Raw genomic sequence first — 21,336 nt, 5'->3', positions numbered from 1 at the left:
GTAGATCCGGACAGAGTGCAATTGAACATTTGTTATAAGAATGAGAATCTGAAAGAAGTTTATAAGGAACTGTTTGACGATGCTGCGGAGAGATACAATGTCGGGAAAAGAAAGGACCGGCAGATTGCAAATTATTATGAAAAAATCCGACAGGGCAAACAGGAGAAGCTGTTCCATGAAGTAATATTCCAGATTGGTAATCGTGAGGATATGGCAGTGGGAACGTTAGAAGGAAATCTGGCTGTAAAGGTACTGGACGAATATGTGAAAGACTTCCAGAAACGGAATCCGACACTTCGGGTATTTAGCTGCTATCTGCATCAGGACGAAGCTACTCCGCATTTGCATATTGACTTTGTTCCTTATGTGACCAACTGGAAGGGAAAAGGAATGGATACCAGAGTTTCACTGAAACAGGCATTGAAAAGTCTTGGATTTCAAGGTGGAAATAAGCATGATACAGAACTGAATCAGTGGATAAATCATGAAAAGGAAGTGCTGGCTGAAATCGCAAAACAGCATGGAATTGAATGGGAACAGAAAGGTACTCATGAGGAACATCTGGATGTTTATAACTTCAAGAGGAAAGAACGAAAAAAGGAAGTGCAGGAGTTGGAAAAGGAGAAAGAGTATCTAACTGTAGAAAACGAAGAACTGACAGCACAAATTGCGGAATCCAGAGCAGATATCCAGATTTTAAAAGACGATAAGAAACAGGCAATCAGGGAGAAGCAAGAAGCAGAACAAAGGGCAGAGGACGCAGAAAAAGAACTAAAAAGTCTGGAAGATCGTCGGAATGTGCTACAACCAATTATGGATAATGCCAGTAAGGAAATAAAAGAATATGGAATGATTAAGACGTTTTTACCGGAGGCAGGAACATTTGAACGTGCAGCACCTTACAGGGAGAATAAAATCAAGCCATTGTTTATCAAGATGAAGAATCAGATTGCTGCATTAGCTGGAAAGGTTGTAGAACTTAACAAAACGATAGAAAGCTGGAAAAACAAATATCAAAAATCTACGGAGAAATGTGATGATATCCAAAAACAGTTAGATGATGTGCGTAAAGAAAATGGAAAATTATCAAATGATAATCAACGTTTACAAGAGATTTCGGACAGATATGACAGAGTGGTGCGTATTTTGGGATCAGAAACTGTAGAGGATGTGGTGCAGCAGGATATTAAAGAACAAAGGACACTGGAAGAAAAACGGCGAATGGAGCAAATGCCAAAGGGAAGCGTTCTGAAACAGTTGGAATGGGCAACTCAAAAGAGCCAGATTGAAAACCAACAACGTAAGAAAAATAAAACAAAATACAAAGGATTGGAGATTTAGACTATGAAAAAACAGATTTATGATGAGAAAAATGGAATGAGCTATACGTTGCATGGAGATTACTATTTGCCGGATCTGGTTTTAAGAGAAGAAGAACCGACATATGGAAAATATGGAATGTTACGAAAGCAGTTCTTAAAAGAACACAGATCAGCAAGGTATCAGTATTTGTTATTGACTGGAAAGCTGAATGAACATCTGAATCAGATTGATCAAGAATCCAGAAAACAGATGGAAATGCTTATGGTACAGATGGTAGAAAGACAAGGTGTAACTGAGGAATTAAAGGTACAGGATCAGATGAAGTGGGTTAGGTTAATGAATAATATAAAAGCCAGTGCAGAAGAAATTGTATTGAAAAATATGGTATATGTGTAAGTTGTGAAGGGCGGTCGATAAGATCGCTCATTTACACTTTTGTATCTATTAGAATAGCACTTTAGAAAGCACTATGGTAAAATAAGGTGAAGGCAAGTTCGAAATTTGGGATATAGACTGGTAAAATTAAAGAGTTTGGTATAGGGTAATATTTATTAACAATGTGGGGATGAAAAATTTTCAATAGAATGAATTTGTTTAGATAATATGATAATTAAGAAACATTTTGGTATTCGGAGGAAAGAATGAATCTTATTGAAGAATTAAAAAATTATTGTGATATAAATAATCCGGTTGGTGCACTAATGTTGTCTGGAGAGTGGGGATGTGGTAAAACATATCTTATTAAAACCAAATTTATACCATCAGTGAAAGATACATATGTTTTTGTATGTATTAGTTTATTTGGTATAGACTCTTTAGATAAATTAAGAGTTGAGGTAAAGAAAAAATGGTTGGAGAAAGCAAGCGAATTTGATAGTCTGAATGGAACAAAGGTTTCAAGAGTAGCAGATTCTTGTAGAAGAATATTTGACACAATCAAGGATAGGTTGCCTGAAAATTGGCAAAAAAAAGGAGAAGTAGTTTCTTCTATTATGGACTTGATTAATTTTATGCCTATAAGTAATAGAATGTTTGAAAAAAAAGTTATACTTGTTTTTGATGATTTAGAGAGAACTAATATTTCTTGTACAGATCTTCTGGGATGCATTAATGATTATTGTGAAAATCAGGGCTTTAATACGATTATTGTTGCAAATGAAGAAAAAATAAAAGATAGATCAGATAATGAATTATCATATCGTGAAATTAAAGAAAAAATAGTGCAAAGAGTTATTCCATTTGTTCCTGACTATGAAGAAGTAGTTTCTAATTCTATAGAATTAATGTCTTGTGGTATAGAATATAAAGGGCTTCTCAGAAAAAATGAGAAATTATTAGTTAAAATTTTGTCAGGTGATTTTAATGATAACGCAATCATTGAACAGTATAAGGCTAAAAATTACAAACTTGGTAGTAACAAGGAAAGAGAAGAATATCAAAAAGAAGAGGAAGAACTTCGAAAACTGTTAGCACAAAGACCACATAATATACGAAGTTTTAAATGTGCTATTCAAGACTTTGAACGTGTATATAATAAGTTGGTCAAAGAGGACATTCAAGACTGTAGTAATTGGCTTCTTTCCTTTATATGTCTTATGATGACGAATAAAGCAGGATTGCTTCAGAAAATTACAAGATACGGACATTTGTTTTGGTATCTTAATGTAGAAAAACTTTATCCCGAATTGTTTGACGATAATTTTATAGTGGATGGATTCTCAAAGTGGGTTATTCAAGGGGAGTGGAATGAGGATGTTATTTCGAAAGAGATACAGTTGTTTTTGAAAAAAGAGAAAGCGGCTACCCCACTTGAAATTCTTAGAACATATAATTTACCTGAAGTTGATGAAGAAATAATTGATGAAGGATTTAAAGATTTATTAATAGAAGTATATGCAGGAAATTTATCTTTAGATGAGTATATCCTTTTCCTTTATAATTGTTGCTATTCTAGAATGTATGACTTTGATTTACCTACAATCGATTGGGAAAAAGTGAGAGAGGGTATTAGAAAGCAAATAAAATATTTAGTTGAATCTGATGAAAAAGACAGCCATTCTCACAGAATGATTGGGGATGACAGTAAACAACATTTCACAGAAGATGAATGGTCAGCATACCAGATTATAAAGGAATTTAGAGATAATAATGTGTGGATTTATGAAAAAAATCAAAAGCTCTATATTGATTTGATTAGTTCAGACTTGAATGTTGCATTTAGAGAGTTGAGTAATAAAAGATACAATAAATTTTCTCTTGAGATGGAAGCAGCAACAATTAATGCATTTAAGAATGCTGATAATATGGATAAAAATCATTTTTCAGGGTGGTTTGTTGGGATTTGGGGACAGTACAGTAATTCACCAGAGATTGAGGGGCATGGCACAACGGTATCACTCAAAAAGTTAAGAGATGATTTGAATTCTGTAATGCAGGAATATAAAGAAAAAGGCAAGAACATTGCGGCTGGGCATACACAAAATTTTATAAAAAAACTAGAGGCCATTATAAAAACGGAAAGTGAAGATACAACAGTCGAACAGTAACGGGCTAGCTTGTTTTGGGCTATATAGAATAAAAAATTTTGACATTTTCACACATGCGTGCTAATATGATTATAGATAAAGAGTGCTACCGATAGACGGTTAGTCCGATATATGTTTTGACAAAAATTGCCGCTTAGTTTACCAGACCAGGGCGGCTATTTTTGTGGTTTATTATTATCCTTGCCAAAGGTATATCCAAGACCAAAGCAGGTTAAGCCGAAGCTCACTACTGCTATAAAATCAACAATACTCATGGCTTAGCCCTCCTTTCCAGTGGATTCTCTTTCGAGTTTCTATGTAATCAGAGGGTCACAGTCCCTCTGCTGAAGGACTAACCGCCTACCGTTATGATAGCACCCATGATGTAAATTATAGCAGTCAGGGACATTGTATGCAATAAAAAAATACGAAACATAAAAGAGGCTGTAATGAAGATAAAAGATGTTGAAAAACGAACTGGAATTACAAGTTATAATATCAGATTTTATGAGAAAGAAAATTTATTGATTATTCCGGGGCTCTCTGAGCCACCTGTCCGGACTTTGAGAGCCACTATTCCGGGAAATGAGAGCCAGTTAAAATTTCTGATTTTGGATGATTAATAATATTTGTCAGAACCGTACTTGTAAAGGCTGCTAATACACCGCTAAAGCGGCTTCGGCCTTGACAAGTACTATCCTGCCAAATAAGTAATAATCAAGCAAAATCATAGTGGCTCTATGCCACTGGAACACTGGCTCTAAGATAGCCGGACAGGTGGCTCTACCACATCGTAATATTCAATGAACAGGTTGAAACGGTATACAAACATGCCGCTTGTTCAAAAAACTGGTTTGGATACCGTGTTTTCGCTGTTGATGGATCTACGCTGGAAATCCCATTATCCAACGACACATCCTCTGAATTTGGAACGATTACCAGCTGTAATAACCAGGATATTTGCTGGGTGGAGGGGCTTCTTTCCACTATCTATGATGTCTTTCTTGATCAGATAGTCGATGGGCAGATATATACAAAAGGAACTGGAGAGCGTGATCCTGCGAGGGAACATTGGACCAGGTTACATGAATTAAATCTTGCCCAGAATGCACACTGCTCGTCTTTGACCGTGGTTATTATTCAAAAGAATTATACGAGGATCTGGTTTCTGATGGCTGTCATGTTCTGATGCGTTTAAACAAGGGGAATCATCTTACCCGGTTAGGCTCTGATGATTTTTCATGGACTGCTGCTTCAGCAGATGGCAAACCGGTCCTTTACCGAGTTGTAAGAGTACCACTGCCAGAACAATCAAACGAGGAAGTGGAATATCTGGTCACTAATATCACAGATCCGTCTATTTCTCCTGCACTGCTTTATAACCTTTATTTTGAAAGATGGAATATCGAAACAAAATACCGGGAACTCAAGGAATGGTGGGAACTGGAAGAATTCACAGGAACAAGCTGTAATTCCATTGAGCAGGAATTATACATAAACCTGTTGTTCTCCAATCTTGCTGCGCTTGTTAAAACAGAAGCAGACAGCATAGTAAAACAGAAAGCATTTATCAAAAACAAGTGGGCCTACCAGTCAAAACGGACTTTCATTATCGGTGAGGTAAAAGCCCTGGTGCCACAATTACTTTTTATGTCCATAGAAATTCTGCCAGTCATTACAAATCTGATCCTAAAAGCATCAAAAAAGCGTTCACAGATTCACCCTGGCAGATGCTATGAACGCTCTAAAAAGAATAGAGACCGAAAACATCTTCGCACAAGAAAATCGGTACTCTAACTCCTACACAAGAGAAGACCATTTTTAAAGGCCTATCCCGTATAGGTCTGTTTAACTATACCATAAATCCGGCAATAAGGCGAGATACTATTTTTACTATTTAGTTTTCAAGGAGCGAAATTAAATAAGCAGAATCATAACGATTTTAAGTTGACACTATATTGCTAGCATTGGGGTCTGACCCTGAGAGTTCCGCTACACCCCACATCTCCGTAATATAGTCATAATCTGTTCAAGTAACATTTCATTTGTCATTTTCTTTTTATTATTACTACTGGAAATCTCATTTTTATATGCGATAATACAATAATAAGATTCTCTAAATTTATTATAATATACTTCAAACTCATCCCAAAAATGATTTCGTGCATCTTCCAATAAATATCTTAAATCTGGCATTCTTTCTCTCAAAGCATATCCAACAATATTTAATCTTTCTATCATTTCATCGCATATTTTTTCAAATTTATTCTCTGTAATATTATCTTCTTCTGCTACATACCTTATACAATCTATAAATGCCATATATCCGATATAAGTCATTACATTTATCATTAAATTTTCTATACTTTTTTCATAGTATTTTTTGATAGAATATTGATCTATAAGCTGTATACATGCATATAAATCACAAGTACATTCTCTTATGTACTTTTTTTTATTTGACATTGTATAAACACTTGATTCCTTTAAATTCGCATAATACATTATTATACTTTGTATAAATAATTCTCTTTCTGCTTTATTTTCTAATGTCTCCATAAACTTTCTGGAAAAATATATGTTTTGATTTTCATCTATCATTTCAATAATAGATTTCCATTTACTTTTTATCTGATCATCCACGTTAAGCCTAGCCAAATGAGATACCTCTTCAAACTCAGCTGCTATATTATATATTTCTGTAACTTGCTTTTTGATTTTTTTTATTTCCACTTCTCCTTTTTCATAAAAAAAATGCGCTATTTCGTGTAAAAGTACAAATGATATTTCAGTTGATGTATATAAAGAAAAATTTTTTACCGCATATTCCCAATAACCTTTTTCTATAATTTTCTTTTCTTCTTGAGAATACATATCAAATTCTTTGTAGTGATCAAATCTTTGAGGTAACCACTGTCTGTCAAACTCTAGTTGTTGTTCTAAAATTTTTGCACACTCATACGCAACATTGTAGTCTTTTCTTATCATCATCTCATCTGTAAATAATAATGGAACAATCCCTGGAATCGTAATATTAATAATATTATAAGAACTCGCTTCAAAAATATTCAATATTTCTATTAAATAAAGATCAAATATCAAATACCTTTTTTCATTTTCCATATCCGTTATCACAATACTACTCTTATTAAATGAATCGATACATACAATTTCCATTTCGGGTATATCAAATTTCTTCTTTAATTTTTCAAATTCTACAATAACGCTATCCTGTATGTCCTTTAATTCTTCACCTATATTCTGATTGCGCAGCATATAATTGCTTTCAATAATTAATTTAATATTTTTCGGTATGTTCATACTCTCTCATTTTTAATCTTTAAGCTTTTGTTCTATTGTCGTTATAAACTTTATACTTCCTTCTATATTTAATTTTCCTGCCTGAAAATATTTTTGTGCTTTTTGTAGTTTCTCAGGGTTTTTATCCCAATATTTAATTATATGATAAGCTGTGTCTTCCATCTTATCAGTATCCTTAATAGTAATTGTTCCTTTTTCAAATACTTGTTCTATTAATGGTTCTGCTAAAATTAAAGCCAATTCAATTCCCTGCAACAGCAGCGTCCATTGCTCTACACCAAAAAAGCCATCTATTTTGTAATATGGCAACTGTTTTTCTTTTGCATATTGCTTTATTTTAAGCATTAATTCCTCATCAGAATTTTCGATTACTATTATCATTTTATCCTATCCTTATATCAAACTCTGCTACAACTTTAACTTACTATTTTCTTTTCACTTTACGTTCTCTTACTTTTCCATCCTGCAAAACCTGATTATATCTGTTTTTTACCGGGGTCTGGCACCAATGTGTGTCTCCTGGATTCATTATAGGCGACTGCACCATAGGGTGGAAATGCCTGCTCTAAAATATCGGATTTAGGTGCTCGGAATTTCCGGAAAAGATGCACTATTTAAATGGAATATACAGTTGCCTTCCCAGAGACCCACTTGGTCGGCTTCCTAGATTAAGGGGATTTCGGTGCTCAATACTCACCCTGCTACCTCGTTGTCTACACTTCATGATTCCAGTTACCCAGAGTCATGCAAGACTCACTAACGAATGAGGTGGTTATTCTCTTTTCGTGCAGGATTTCCGCCTGCTTGGTGAAGTGCCCTTTGCTGGGCGCACGGGTCTGACCCTTTCGTATGTTACAAACAGGTTACTTTTACACCAACAGCTCGCACTCCCAGACATCCACTCCACTATCCTGGAAAATCTCGTGCATTCTCTCTTTCAACTGATTCCTGGTAACACCCTTCTTCAGGATTACCTGAAGGAAACCGCCTCCGCCTGCTCCGGCGATAAACTGACCGCAGATCAGATCCTGGCAGGCAATAAGCATCTGATCAATACAGGTATTGGTGCTTCCTGCATCCAGCTGCTTGGAAAGCTCCCAATGTTCGTTCAGAAGCTCTGCAAAATCATCTACGCTTCCACGCTCCAACTCGAAACGCATGAGGGCTGCAACAGATGCCATCTTCTCCAGAGCCTGTACGCTTTCTGGTCTGGCACCAATGTAGCTTCCTACTACATCACGCAGCAGGTTTCTGGCAAGTCTTCGCTGTCCGGTATAGATTAATGCGAAGCGCTCCTTCAGTTCCTTCTTTGTCTCTTCACTTAATTGAACATATTCCACCTTCAGTTCCTGGTGGATTCCCGGATTGCTGCGGATAAATTTAATTCCCTCTGTCAGACCGCCGACCTGATCCTGCCAGCCACCGCCAGTACTCATAATCTGCTCCATACAAAGAACGATTTCGGAAATACGGCTGTCATCCACTTCTTTTCCAAGGAACTGGAAAATTGCCTTTACACATGCAGCGGATAAAATACTGCTGGTTCCAAGACCGGAGCCCTTTGGAATACCAATCACCTGGGTAGAAAGATAGATTCCGCCGCCCAGTTTCTCAAGAATTTCCTGCAGATTCGCCTCACCCTTCTGGGGAATGATTCCACATGCAATCAAAGCTGCTTTGTGCAATGCAAAATAATCATACGGATTATAGCAGTCCTGAATTTCTGCTACTGTTTCTGCGCTTCCGGAAACGCCTACATCCTGACTTTCAAACTCTACATGAAGCTGATCCAGCTTTCGGATAGAAACCTGTACCGGATAAATTCCATTCAGCTTAATTGCTGCATTCAGAACAACGCCGCCTTTTTCATTGCAGTGAGGAGGCGTATCCGTCCAACCGCCGCCCCAGTTTACACGTACTGGCAGCTCTACATGAACCTCGTTTTGCTGAATCCGGTAGTCCGAGCTGTCTGGAAGATTCTTCACCGCATCCTGGAAAATCATATCCAGAATCTCATTAAAGCATAAGGATTCCAGCACATCATAGGTCTGCTTTTCAAAAACCGCTTTATGTTCCTTCATAAAACGGGAAAGTGCATAATAAATCCGGATACGTAAAGGTTCTTCTGCTTCCAGGGCATCATTCATCAGAGCCTCATAAATATTCTTTGTAATGCCTCTCTGTCCAAATACCTCCAGAGCATCTTTGTAATAGGCTCCCTGTTCCAGCCGATATACAAATTTGTTTGCCAAAATACGACTTTCCAGTTCTCTCTGACATTTGCAGTCAACAGCCGCATCTGCCAGGTTAAAGCTGGAACACAGACTTTCCCTTGGCATACTGCGCCACTTTTCTATTTCTTCTGTCAGCGCAGTACCAGCTGCCATACGGCACAGAATTTCAGCCATTTCTGCTGCTTCTTCGGCGGAATCACACACCGGATAAAGCTTTGCAAACCAGAGATAGTCTTCCTGATCTGCCCACAAATCCGAATAGTCCAGTCTATTTAACTGAATAAAATGCTCCAAGGTGGTATGCAAATATCCAGCCTTTTCGGATAATCGTCCTTTAGGATTATCGCTGACACCATATACACGAATCAGTCTTTTCCCATTCTGCAGAGTAATCCCGTGCCATACTGTATTCTCTGGCACCTCCACGTCACGTAAATGCAGATTAGAAATCACTGCGCCTTTATGTATTATACTTTTGCCAAGGACATAACTGTTTTCAATATAACAGTCCGGCTCAATCACAGCAGCATGCCCAATATAGCCATTATGAGCGGCAAAAGAATCATTCTCCTCTGCTCCGGTAGACAAAACTTTCTTTTTCCAGTTTAAGAATTCGTAATCATCCACATCACTGGTAACCAGATTACGGAGCTCTGTCGTTGTGCCAAAATGAATAAATTCTGCTGGAGACAGGCAAATCAGCTTCAGACTAAACTGACGAACAGCTTCCCAGATTTGCTTTCTGCAGGCAAGAAGGGTATCATTGATCACACCTTCCGCAGCCTCTCTGTAATACTGCTCCAGCGTGGACTGTGATGCCAGAGGATAGAGGAAATCCCCATAAAAGCTGATTCGTGCCTCTTCCGAAACGAAGAAATTAAATTTCTTCTCATCCACAATTCCATCTGTAGATATCAGTGAAAACAAGGCCTGCAAAAGATCACAGTCAAAAAGCACAGCTCCTGTATCAAGATCCACGCAGTTGTGCTCATTGACAGCACCCATTTCCCGCAAATGCTCTTCTGACTGCTTGTGAAGGAATAAACTCACCTGATCATGACCATCATTCAGGAACACACCGTGATTTTTCCCGGTAGTTACACTCTCCTTAATGGAAATTGCCGCTGCCCCATGGAACATTGCATCAATCTGAAGAGGATTAAACAGAAGCAGTACATCCCCTGATAAAATCAACATTCCCTCCCGGATTCTGGATGGAACACCAGACATTCCAATCACAAATTCATCAAACAATGTAGAACCGCGCCCATCAGGAAGCTCTCTTGGTACTGGAGAAAACAGCTTTCCGCATACGGAATACTGAGGAACTCGCTTGGAATCCCCCCCAGAATGAATTACAAGAATTCTCTTTCCTTTAAACGGATTCCCCACATCAGTACCTTCCTGCTGTGCAATATAACGCATAACATTAAAGGTAGCTCCACCGGATCCCACTCTCTTACCTTCCGGGTCCGGAAGAACTGCATAATGGGTGTCTGCCGGCAAACGACGATTCTGCAGCCGATATTCAATCTGGCTTTGGTAAACCTCCGCCTGCGCCTCATTAGACGCTGTCAGAATAATATAATCCCATCGGATAAAATTAGATTTATTCAAACTCCGCTCATAATCTTCCCATGAGTCCAGGTAACTCTGCTGCATGAAAAGATTTTTGGTTTGTCGGTATGTGTATTTCATAAAAAAAGCCCTCCCGAAATTGTATGTTTACTTTATTATACTTATTAATAGAAAAATCGTCAACATACAAACTTCGTTAGGCCTTCACTCAATTACGCTTTGATAGATGTATCAAACATATTTTTTATAATTTCCTCAATCAACTCCAATTAGTGTATTTGCTATCATTAGATGGATTATCATTTGCCGAAGTAACATTCAAAATATCTGCAAGCCATTCTGGACGAAAATTAAATTTAAAATAAGCCAGAATCAGACTTCCCCAAATAAAAAATATAAACGGAACAAGTATATACATAAATAATTGCCTTCCTATATAGTCAAGTCTTTTTTCCTTGAAAATCAAGGATTTTTTAGCGTTTCATCAATAAATATCTCTGAAGAAGGAGCCATAGGAATGGACATTTCTCTGTATCTGGTACGAAAATAGTGGATTTTGGGTGCACAAAGGTCTTGCAAAAAAACAGATAGTACTAACTGCTGAAATATTCGAAATCTGCCGGATATATTTTTCGCGTTTCTCTTGTTTTGCATTCATTTAATCCCTTCATAATCTGAGGATACGCCTGTGAAGCAAAATCCATATATTTCTGATCTACGATTTCTCCATGAACTCCTCGATTGGTAATCTTTACCACCTGAATTAAAAGCTCTGCAATATTGGAATCCAAAATTTCCTGCATTCGTAAACGGCTGGCCATTTGCACCACTGTCATTGGCTCTGGCACTTTCCACCAGAGTGTATAATACTCCGTTTGCAAATGCTCCAGGGGGAGTATCTGCAAACAGCCAGGCTCGTCTTGCGGTTGCAAATGGTTTTATATTCGCCTCACAATAATTGTTGCTAAGCGGGATGCGGCCATCTTCCAGAAATGTCTCAAGATATTTTCTCTGGTTCTGGCAGTAGTCCCTCCTGATGTAAAGATAGAAACAACTTTTTTTCAGAGAAAATTTTTCATCACCACACCATGCAATCACCCTCAAAAACAGCACAAAAAAAGAACCTCTGATCTCTCAGAAGTCCCTATTTTACGCTGTTTTCTTAAAATTCTTCCACTGTCAGCACCGTTGCCTGCTTCATATCAAATTCCACCAGATTGTACTCTGAATGGCATATACCCGTCAAACGATACGTCTTTTCTGTATCCCATTCGCACGTTTTCCATATCATTCGCAGCATTGGCACACTGCTGATCTTAAATTCCCAATTTTCCGGGTTATATTTAGGCACACGAAAACACTCTGCTTCTTTTCTGGCACATGCCTGTACCACCAATCCCCGCTTTTCAGGGTTAAACAAAAATCGTATGTACTTTGGTTCGCCCAATGCCACTATCGTTGAATGAAAAATCCGTATTTTCCCCCATTTTTGGCATAGCGAAATCCCTGGTATCACAATATTATGTTCCTGCACACTGATACCTCCCATCTTTAGGGCAGACTTTCCCCTTTGTCTATTTTCCTGTTGTAAATTCTGCATAACCATCCAGCATATTTATTTCCAGTGCTTTCCTATGTTCTTCCACTGGTAAACCAAAAGAATCTTTCCATTCCTTTGGATAAAATGGTATACGGTTCTTTCTCTTTATTTCTTCTACTGAACATTCAGTATCTGTATCACTTGATGCTGTTTCTTCTATATTATTAGCATTTTCAATAGTAGTCTGACTTTCTGTGTCTTTTTTCGCTCTTTTCCCTTTAATATCCAGGAATATCTCCGTTTCCATCAAGTCAAACACATAAATTGTTTCATCTTCAAAAGTAATCTTGTGTCCCAAAATCTTATATCGGCAATCCAGATTCCATCCCATCATTTCATACATCATTGCAGAGAAGATTTTGTTTGTCATTTTTCTGCTTTTACGCTTATCTGGCTTTGCCACACACCAACGAAGTGCATCTTTATCATTTTCCTCACATTTTCGGACAACCATTCTCTTATTATCCTGGTTCACAAGTATCTGTATGTAAACTGCATCCTCTAAACCAGCGATGCAGGCTGTATTAAATGTCACACTATCTCTCCGGATCACGACAGCCGGTTCCCTTAAATGAGCAAACAGTTCTCGTCTGACAACCTGATACCCCTCATAACTAAAATCCTTTGCCAACTCGATTGCTTTCTGATCAACAATTTCTTTTTCGTCCGTATACTCCGCTGTATCATGCATAATTAGCACACCTCATTTTATCTATCAATTTCTCTGCTGACTCCAACAGATCATCAAGAACTTCTCTGGTTATAATCTCCATCCCTTCAACAGTTGTTGCAGGGCGCAGTATATCCCAGTTTCCTCTATATGCCACTCTCTGTAAAAATACTGTTCTATTTGTAGACTCTCCAAAATTATATGTCCAGGCTTCCGGATAAAGTATCTTCTTTACTGGCTTTTGAGCTTCTTCTGGCTTTTTCTCCACTTCTTCCGCAGATTGTTCTGCATTTTTCTCCTGTACAAGCACTTCTGGTTCTTCTAACTCAAAAATCATTACCTGCTCATCTGCACTACCACAAAACTGTCCACGCAATTTATACTTGCATTCTTTATTCCATCCCATAAGCTCATATAATGGCTCTGAAAATCCTTTACAGCTTTTTGGAAGCACCGCCCATCGTCCATCTCGTATAGTTCCCCATTTTATAGCATTTATGCTGCTTCTTTCGCATGGACGAACTGCAATACACTTTTCCACAGAATTAAAAAGCAATTCTACATACTCTACATCTTCAAATTTCTTCAAACAAGCTGTATTAAATACAATTTTCCCCGAAGAAATCGTTACTGCCGGATCAAATCTTGTTGAAAAGAACTGCGCCCTCACAATTTCGTAACCACTTAAATCAAATCCTCGGTTTTCCGTTTTCTCTGCACAAATTTCATTATTATTTTCAGAATAAGCACTTAATGATGCCTTTTCATAATCTGCTGACGAAAATCCATTCCATGCACGATTTACAGGCACAAAGCCTTTTAAAGCTCCCTGATCCACTACCTGTAAAGTTGGCAATGGATACCCTTTTTTCATATATTTGCTTGCATCCAGCATTTTTTGCGCTGCATTATAAATCTCCCGGCTCACAATAGCTTCATGGTGATCGGTCTGTCTATATTGGTTCCGATCATGGTTATTTTTCTTTGATTTATGATCCAGGTAATTAGGTGTAAAAGTTTTTCTTGATAAAACATCCCCACAATGCCTTTCATTGCGTAGAACATTTACAACTGTACTTCCTGTCCACTTTGTATTTCCTAATTTAGTTTTACGTCCTAAATCCATCAAAATTTCAGCAATTTCAGAAGTAGGAAAGCCACTCAGGAACAGATAATAACACAAGCGAACCGTATCTGCTTCCGACTCATTAATAACTAAATTCCCATCCTCGTCCTTATCATAACCTAAGAGTTTGGGTGTCAGAAATATTCCTCTTGAAAACCGTTGTTCAATAGAAATATTCATAATTTCACTTTTCGTATGTGATTCTTCCTGTGCTGCTGCCGATAACACTGCAAGCATCATTTCGCTCGTATTATCAAGGGTGTAAATATGCTCTGTTTCAAAAAATACGCCTACCTGCGGTTTCATATTTGCTAATTCACGAACTTTAGCAATACAATCCACAATATTTCTGGCAAATCGTGATACACTTTTGGTAACTATTAAATCTATTTTCCCTACTTTGCAATCCTCGATCATACGATTAAATTCATCCCTATGCTGTAAAGATGTGCCGGAAATTCCCTCATCCGCATATATCCCAACCAGTGTCCACCCTGCATGTTCCTTTATCATATCTTCATAATGATTTTTCTGCAGTTCATATGAAGATGTCTGATTGGCATCATCTGTAGACACACGGCAATAAGCACACACCCTTTTGGTGCCTGCATCTTCAAATAATTTTTCTTTCTGTTTCGCAGGAATGAACTCTAATTCGCTGCGATCCACGCCCTTATACCTTGCACGAATCTTTTCTTTCCGTTCTTCCTGGCTTGCAGCATGTTTTTCCTGTTCGTTCATATGCTGTCCCCCACTTCCATATGCCAGTACCAGATTTTACCTTTTTTATATGCTTTTATTTCAGCAATTTTCTTTGCTTCCTGTACCGTTCTTTTTGCAATACCATACTCTTTCATTTTTTCATAAATATAGGTACTTGCTAAATCTTCTACTGATAACAGTTTTTGCAGATATTCTACAGCAATATCTTTCTTTCCTGTGCTTTTCTCAACATTAAGCAACTCTTCCACATTTATCTGGCATTTTCCAATCCATCGAAACCCTTTTTTCTTATCCAGTTCAAACCCTATTGGTTCTCCTTCTGGTGCAAGGCTTGATTTTACCGGAAACATATACCGTTTCCAAGGTTCTTCTTTATCTCTGGATACCATAAGAATGCTTCTCGCTGCTGCCGCAATGTCAATACTGCCTAATCCTCTGTATAATTGGTTTCCACCACCACTTTTGTTCATGTGTCCAACTAATACTATTGCACAATTAGTTTCTGCTGCCACCTTGGATAACTTTGATAAGATTTCTCGCATTTTTACTGCATTTGTCATATTTCCATTGTGACCGATAAATGCCTGTATCGGATCAAGCACAACCATTTTCGCACTGATCTGTATAATAGCATTTCTTATACGTTCATCTTCCAGTGTCAATTCATCATTATCTTCCTTTATGAATGCAACCTTACTACAATCAGCCCCAGCCTGTTCCAGCCTTGGTTTTATCGTATCTCCTTTTCCATCTTCTGAACACTGATATATTACCATCTCTGGCTTTTTTATCTTCTGTCCATCTGGCAAATATCCGCCTTTTGTTAGTATCGCTGCAACATGAATAATCAGTGTTGACTTACCCTCTCCCGGATCTCCCTGCAACATTGTAATCTTCCCACAGGGAATATATGGGTACCATACCCATTCCACCTCCGAGGCTTTCACATTTGAATAAAATTCAACACCCGTATTTATACTTTCCAAATTTGATGCCCCCGGTGTCTTTTGCTCTTTTTTCTACTACATGTGAATAATTGCATTAAACTTCTACTTATGTTTCATTATAATATATCTTTTTTGGGAATACAATAAGGAATATCAAATGTGTGTGGAGTTTCGCAATAAATCTTAACTAATAGTCAAAGTCTAGGAGGTGACAGGTTTGGAAGTAGAAATTGATTATCTTGCTATCGGTAAAAGGATCCGCACTGCACGTCTGTCAAAAAAAATGACTCAGGAAACACTTTCAAATATGATCGACGTTGCCCCTACCTATGTCAGCAGTATCGAAAACGGACATACCAAATTAAGCCTTGCAACATTGCTCGGCATTGCTCAAAGCCTTGATACTACTGTAGATCAGCTTTTATATGACAATACGCCTGTACTGGTTTCAAAATTTGATGCCGATATAAAAGAGCTTACTTCTGATTGTAGCAATCAGGAAAAAGAATTTTTACTGGAAATTATAAAATCAACCAAAACTGCATTACGCAACTACAAACCAGGCAAATAATTTAAGGGCGCAGAAACTTTATTATTTCTGCACCCTTCTTTTATACTTTTGCGGTCTTGCTTCCTTGCGATGTTGTCCATTACGATTTTATATTGTAGTTTATTCCGTCAGTTTAAGCTGAATACATAGAATATAGTATATCATCTGTTTCCTTTTTAATCTTTCTTAAATTATCTATATTCTTAGAAATCATATTAAAAAATGAAGACCAATAATTATTAGCCATTCCTATACCATCATCATAATATTGGAATGTTGTCAAATTTATATATTCATTCAACAATTCTACTACTTGTTTTCCCAATTCAAGAGAATGTTGATTTAGCGCCTCATAAAGATCATCCCTTTTTTCAAGATATTTATTTATGTGAAGCAATTCTTCTTCATACATAAAATGATGATCATCTATTTCATTTTGTAAATCAATCGGATTAGAAAAAGATTGTGCAAAATTCATTTTCCAATATTTATATGAATATTCCAACAAATCATGGAAGCAATCAGTTGCATACTTGACCTGCTTTAATGCTTCCTTTTTCCTTTCCATCTGCTGGCTTTGAAAAGAAACTATATCTTCTCCCTTCAGACGTCGTTCTTGTTCATATTCCGCTATCATCTTCCACTTTAGCAATTCTTCTACTGGATATTCGTCTGGATTTTTATCAATTAATGTGTGACAAGCACTACATAACCATATTCCATTATTTATAGATTCTCTTTCTTCTTTTGTCATTCTCGCATCATATCTTGCGCCCTTTGGTGATGCTCCTAAAATGTGGGCGGCTTCACCTATTGATAATCGTTTATCTCCCTCTCTATGAGGACCTAATGTTTCCCTTCTACAATTTGGATTTGAACATCTGCCCCCAACACGTTCACAAAGAATTGTCTTAATACGTTCTGAAAAATCAGCTTCTCTCATATGCAACTTCCTCTTTCTATAATTCCAAGGTCCCCTTAGTTACAAAGGATTTAAACTTATTCTATCATATCCCACTATAACAAAAAAGCATAAAAATACCGCCAAACAGACTTATTCTATGTTCAGCGGTACTTCGATACATTTTAAATTTCGTTTTCAAATATTGACATTCCTGCAAGCATCATATCCTCGTCCATATCCAGATTATCACTATCTTCTGGCTCTGTTTCCTCGACTTCTCGACAACTCGTTCCGCCCATTGATTTTTCTATTTCTAACAAAAACTCCTTGTCTTGAAGTAACTGTTTTTTGATAGCGTCTATGCTCACTGCTCCTGTGTATGTTCCTGTTCCTGCTTCTCCATTCTTCATCCACGCCTGAACCAATTCTGTCACAAGTGCTGTCTTGCATCTTTTCTTGGTTTTTAAGTATTCTCCTGCTTCTCTCTGACGTTCATCATCTTCATTAAATATCAATACAACCTTAATCTGTCCCATGACCAGCACCTCCTACCCTCTCCGCAGACGTGCTGTTGTCAGTTTTTCATATCCAATCGCATTCGCCCGGACGTCATCAATAAATTCCACATATTTAAATTCCGGGGAATTTTCAATCTGTTTTCTGAGTAAAAGACTTCCTCCACCAAGAAAGACCGCCGGATTTGTTCTAAAGTCGGTTACATGGGTATGTAGTTTATTGATAATTCTCTGTAACCAGTTTTCTGCCATTCGCTGAATTTCCAGTATGATTTTTTCATCTAATATGGTTTCTTCCTGCATTAAAACCTGTTCTACATCTGACGAATCCAAATGAATGCCATAGTTCTGTTGAATCGCATTGGATATTTCAGACCGTAGAACAGCCATACCGGAACGATCACTGACACGAACTGATAAATCCGGTTTTCCATTTCTGATTACCAAAAGGTCAACTGTTCCATCCCCAATATCAATACAGTTTACCGTTCTATATTTCTTCAAAAGACTTGCCTTAAAACACATGACTGCTGCAAAATTCTGTGGGCTGACAAATACATCTTTTAAATAGAAATTAACGGATTTTCCATTCATCTTAAAACTGATTCCATGTTTTGCATGATCTAAGAAATATTTCTTAAATGAAGTTGCCTGCTGACCGTAATCTGCGGGTGGCAATCCCACGCCAAGCACTACATCTTTTCCCGTTAATGTAATTCCTTTATTACGAGCTTCCATTGCAAGAGCATATAATGTGAGAATAAAGTAATCATCATCTACTGTCTTATCAGCTTTAAACGGCATTTTTGTATCTGACAGGGTATAATATGTTCCCTGATACTCCAAAATATCTTCATTCATAAAGCGTCCCGGTTCAGACACATATCTGACAAGTCCACATGGGAAGCATACATTCTCTCCCTTCATATTTCCATTTCCATGATCAATTCCAAAAATGATTTCTGCCATCGCTTTTTCCTCCTGTTTTTTAACTGTACTTTAAGTTGCACTAACATATATTTTTGTTCCAAAATTGCTTCTATTTAAGTATCACTTAGCTCATTCTTGCTATCACTTTTGTATGTCTTGTTCTACTTAAATATTACTTTTGTATGTGTTTTTAATATATACCATACATTTGTATGTGTCAATACATTTTTATATATTTTTGTGTATTTAACAGTAAAAAATATGTTATAATCCCTTTATGGAGGTAGCGATAATGACCGTTGGCGAAAAAATCAAATACTTTAGAACTATGCATGGGTTCACTCAGGAACAACTTGTACAGGCTACTGGTTTAAGCATAAGCACTTTGCAAAAATACGAGTCTGATGAACGCAAGCCCAAGCCGGAGCAACTCTTGAAAATATCACAGGCCCTGGGCATTAGTATCAATATTTTTATGGATTTTGATATTCATACAGTTTCCGATCTGCTCTCACTTATATTTAAAATGAACGAGCAACTGGATTTAAACTTTGATTCTCAGAAAGATACAAACGGAAATATCATTCCTGACACCCTTACTCTTTCATTCAAAAATCAAATAATCAATCAGAAGCTCAGCACTTACGTTTCTTTCTTAAACAAAATGACCGGCTCTGAAAGGGAACAATATACTCAAACGCTTCAGGAATTAGAGAATCAGCTTCTTAATGACAATACAGAAATTCACAAGACTGCTCCTGCGAGTAATTCCACTAATAACATACCGGATTCCACTTTTTCAGATCCGTCTTATCAGAAAATACAAAACCTGTTATCTGATTGCACACCGCAAGAAATGGAATGGATCTTAAAATCTGTTCAACTCATAAAAGACTGTCTGCGTGACACTAAATAATTTTCGGAGGATTCCTTATCACTATTACAGAAAATGATTATAGAAAAAAATTTGAGGGAAGCGTCACAAAACGTTTCCCTCACTCATCATGTATAGTCTATTTTTTTAGATCTTCCAAAATTTTTTCTACATTAATTCCAATTCCGTTTAATTGTGGTTGCAGGATCAGATACTTTCTCAATGGACTTAGCTTATTAAGCAGTCGCATGATTTTACCACTTTTCTTTTCTAATTCTAACTCTAATTCTTTCAAGTAAAACTTATAATATGGAACTTCTATATTTGTTTCCTTGATATAACGCTTGATCAGTTCTATACTGTCGTTATCATTAAGCTGTATAGCTGCATTGCCTACAATTATAAGAAAGTCTATGCTATCGGCTCCCATATCTTCAAATTCCACACTCTCCAGATACTCTTTCAGATTTTTGATTTTCTTTTGTTCTACCAAACAATCCAACAAATATATCTGTGCAAATGCTGTTTTTGCATACTCAAGACTTGTGCAAAAATCCTGTTCTGCAACTTCATAATTTCCCATTTTCCAGTATGTATAGGCAATGTCAGAATAATATTTTACCTTTCCGGCTTCAGTAAACTTTTTAATGTTCATTTTTTCACGCACATGCAATGCTTTTTCCAGCCACTTTACGTCTGGATCAAAGTTATGATACATTTCATACATCATTGCAATAACATCCTGCGAATACACTTCATCTTCTGTATATAAATCTTCTTTTTCCAGTTCTGCCATCACTTCATCTGCAATCTTTTTCGCACTTGTATTATCAGAAACCAATGCAAGCTGTATTGCCTTATCAAATTTATATTTCAATTTCATTAAGGAACTATCCGTCTTTTCAATCAAAATATCATCCAATTTAAGCAGCTCCGTTAATTGTCCTGACGGTAAAATGACAGACCGCAACAGTTCCAACATTCTCTGGTCTGTATGTACATCCACTTTTGTATTTTTTACAATAGCCTCAATCTGCTCTGAGAATTTTCCCTTATCATTATTCAGTTCATAATACAATAGCTGATAATATTCACATTCATTCTTCCAGTCCTCTGCATCCACCAATCCTTTTATAAATTCAAATCGTTCTCCCCAGTTATCTGTATTTCCTTTTGGTATGCAGTGAAAAATACGATCTGCCAACTCCGATAGTGCATTTACATCTTTATGTAACACAAATCTTCCAATTACAGGGTTATCCTTCAATATTCTGTTCGTATGCTTTCTTACATCTTCCAGATAATCAGAAAGCATCGCCACAGCTACATAATACGCTTTAATATAATTTTTGCTGTCGATTTCTTTTTTATAATTCTCTATTCCCTGTCCACTAAACGGTTTACAACACATGGAATACAAGCGTCCTGAACCACACAGGCATTTTTCATCATCTAACATATCTCATTTCTCCCATTGATTTATTGATTGATATTTTATCACATCTTCCGCATCATA

19 protein-coding genes and 1 pseudogene are annotated in these 21,336 nt (G+C 37.0%); 7 read left to right on the top strand and 13 right to left on the bottom strand.

Translation table 11 applies throughout. From position 1 onward, the window contains the following. The 5 genes from OCV70_RS13340 to OCV70_RS13320 form a co-directional block, all read left to right on the top strand. The coding region (locus OCV70_RS13340) for a plasmid recombination protein (RefSeq protein WP_262579760.1) at positions 1 to 1,341 on the top strand (1,341 nt) is incomplete at its 5' end. 3 nt (positions 1,342 to 1,344) lie between these two features. After that, positions 1,345 to 1,719, top strand: a complete 375-nt coding sequence (locus OCV70_RS13335) for a TnpV protein (RefSeq protein WP_173768573.1) — start codon at positions 1,345 to 1,347, stop codon at positions 1,717 to 1,719. Between the two features lie 245 nt (positions 1,720 to 1,964). Next, positions 1,965 to 3,869 carry a P-loop NTPase fold protein gene (locus tag OCV70_RS13330; RefSeq protein WP_173768571.1) on the top strand — a complete coding sequence of 635 codons (1,905 nt, stop codon included), beginning with the start codon at positions 1,965 to 1,967 and terminating at the stop codon, positions 3,867 to 3,869. Between the two features lie 428 nt (positions 3,870 to 4,297). Further along, the gene (locus tag OCV70_RS13325) at positions 4,298 to 4,471 is read left to right on the top strand and encodes a MerR family DNA-binding transcriptional regulator (protein WP_173768570.1); all 174 of its coding nucleotides are present in this window, start codon (positions 4,298 to 4,300) and stop codon (positions 4,469 to 4,471) included. A gap of 466 nt (positions 4,472 to 4,937) precedes the next feature. After that, positions 4,938 to 5,645: a transposase gene (locus OCV70_RS13320; protein WP_317259471.1), complete on the top strand. Its 708-nt coding sequence runs from the start codon at positions 4,938 to 4,940 to the stop codon at positions 5,643 to 5,645. A gap of 195 nt (positions 5,646 to 5,840) precedes the next feature. Here the strand turns inward: OCV70_RS13320 and OCV70_RS13315 are convergent, their stop codons facing one another. The 9 genes and pseudogenes from OCV70_RS13315 to OCV70_RS13275 all read right to left on the bottom strand — a co-directional run bounded on the left by OCV70_RS13315 (position 5,841) and on the right by OCV70_RS13275 (position 16,086). Then, positions 5,841 to 7,169 carry a hypothetical protein gene (locus tag OCV70_RS13315; RefSeq protein WP_262579759.1) on the bottom strand — a complete coding sequence of 443 codons (1,329 nt, stop codon included), beginning with the start codon at positions 7,167 to 7,169 and terminating at the stop codon, positions 5,841 to 5,843. A gap of 12 nt (positions 7,170 to 7,181) precedes the next feature. Beyond that, positions 7,182 to 7,550, bottom strand: a complete 369-nt coding sequence (locus tag OCV70_RS13310) for a hypothetical protein (RefSeq protein ID WP_173768524.1) — start codon at positions 7,548 to 7,550, stop codon at positions 7,182 to 7,184. Positions 7,551 to 8,038: 488 nt separating this feature from the next. Next, complete coding sequence (locus OCV70_RS13305; protein ID WP_195587376.1) at positions 8,039 to 11,101, bottom strand: fucose pyrophosphorylase domain-containing protein; 3,063 nt, start codon at positions 11,099 to 11,101, stop codon at positions 8,039 to 8,041. A 473-nt stretch (positions 11,102 to 11,574) separates the two neighbouring features. After that, the gene (locus OCV70_RS13300) at positions 11,575 to 11,784 is read right to left on the bottom strand and encodes a hypothetical protein (protein ID WP_262579765.1); all 210 of its coding nucleotides are present in this window, start codon (positions 11,782 to 11,784) and stop codon (positions 11,575 to 11,577) included. A gap of 91 nt (positions 11,785 to 11,875) precedes the next feature. Continuing rightward, positions 11,876 to 12,079: pseudogene (locus OCV70_RS19860) on the bottom strand (IS66 family transposase); the annotation flags it as partial. A gap of 64 nt (positions 12,080 to 12,143) precedes the next feature. Then, on the bottom strand, positions 12,144 to 12,515 hold the full coding sequence (locus OCV70_RS13290) for a hypothetical protein (RefSeq protein WP_114001415.1): 372 nt from the start codon (positions 12,513 to 12,515) through the stop codon (positions 12,144 to 12,146). Positions 12,516 to 12,555: 40 nt separating this feature from the next. Next, the gene (locus tag OCV70_RS13285; RefSeq protein ID WP_262579757.1) at positions 12,556 to 13,272 is read right to left on the bottom strand and encodes an integrase; all 717 of its coding nucleotides are present in this window, start codon (positions 13,270 to 13,272) and stop codon (positions 12,556 to 12,558) included. Beyond that, the gene (locus tag OCV70_RS13280; RefSeq protein ID WP_049946457.1) at positions 13,265 to 15,118 is read right to left on the bottom strand and encodes a recombinase family protein; all 1,854 of its coding nucleotides are present in this window, start codon (positions 15,116 to 15,118) and stop codon (positions 13,265 to 13,267) included. Before OCV70_RS13280 ends, OCV70_RS13285 begins: the two co-directional genes overlap by 8 nt. Next, the gene (locus tag OCV70_RS13275) at positions 15,115 to 16,086 is read right to left on the bottom strand and encodes an AAA family ATPase (protein WP_021860393.1); all 972 of its coding nucleotides are present in this window, start codon (positions 16,084 to 16,086) and stop codon (positions 15,115 to 15,117) included. The genes OCV70_RS13280 and OCV70_RS13275 overlap by 4 nt, the downstream gene beginning before the upstream one ends. A gap of 178 nt (positions 16,087 to 16,264) precedes the next feature. Between OCV70_RS13275 and OCV70_RS13270 the strand changes: the two genes are divergently transcribed. After that, entirely contained in the window at positions 16,265 to 16,618 is a 354-nt protein-coding gene (locus OCV70_RS13270) for a helix-turn-helix domain-containing protein (RefSeq protein WP_021860392.1), read from the top strand. A 112-nt stretch (positions 16,619 to 16,730) separates the two neighbouring features. On the opposite strand, the gene OCV70_RS13265 is transcribed toward OCV70_RS13270, so the two are convergent. The 3 genes from OCV70_RS13265 to OCV70_RS13255 all read right to left on the bottom strand — a co-directional run bounded on the left by OCV70_RS13265 (position 16,731) and on the right by OCV70_RS13255 (position 18,985). After that, positions 16,731 to 17,540: an HNH endonuclease gene (locus OCV70_RS13265; protein WP_173772208.1), complete on the bottom strand. Its 810-nt coding sequence runs from the start codon at positions 17,538 to 17,540 to the stop codon at positions 16,731 to 16,733. 143 nt (positions 17,541 to 17,683) lie between these two features. Next, positions 17,684 to 18,037, bottom strand: a complete 354-nt coding sequence (locus tag OCV70_RS13260; protein WP_021860390.1) for a hypothetical protein — start codon at positions 18,035 to 18,037, stop codon at positions 17,684 to 17,686. Positions 18,038 to 18,049: 12 nt separating this feature from the next. Next, the gene (locus tag OCV70_RS13255; protein WP_021860389.1) at positions 18,050 to 18,985 is read right to left on the bottom strand and encodes a ParM/StbA family protein; all 936 of its coding nucleotides are present in this window, start codon (positions 18,983 to 18,985) and stop codon (positions 18,050 to 18,052) included. Positions 18,986 to 19,238: 253 nt separating this feature from the next. Between OCV70_RS13255 and OCV70_RS13250 the strand changes: the two genes are divergently transcribed. Next, positions 19,239 to 19,862, top strand: coding sequence for a helix-turn-helix domain-containing protein (locus tag OCV70_RS13250; RefSeq protein ID WP_173745063.1), 624 nt, complete (start codon positions 19,239 to 19,241; stop codon positions 19,860 to 19,862). A gap of 97 nt (positions 19,863 to 19,959) precedes the next feature. Here the strand turns inward: OCV70_RS13250 and OCV70_RS13245 are convergent, their stop codons facing one another. Then, positions 19,960 to 21,279: a hypothetical protein gene (locus OCV70_RS13245; RefSeq protein WP_029730861.1), complete on the bottom strand. Its 1,320-nt coding sequence runs from the start codon at positions 21,277 to 21,279 to the stop codon at positions 19,960 to 19,962. Positions 21,280 to 21,336: the final 57 nt, after the last annotated feature.

The sequence above is a fragment of the Blautia acetigignens genome (assembly GCF_025566865.1).
In the GTDB taxonomy this organism is placed as follows: Bacteria; Bacillota; Clostridia; order Lachnospirales; family Lachnospiraceae; genus Blautia_A; species Blautia_A acetigignens.
This window is presented reverse-complemented; position numbering and strand designations above follow the sequence as displayed.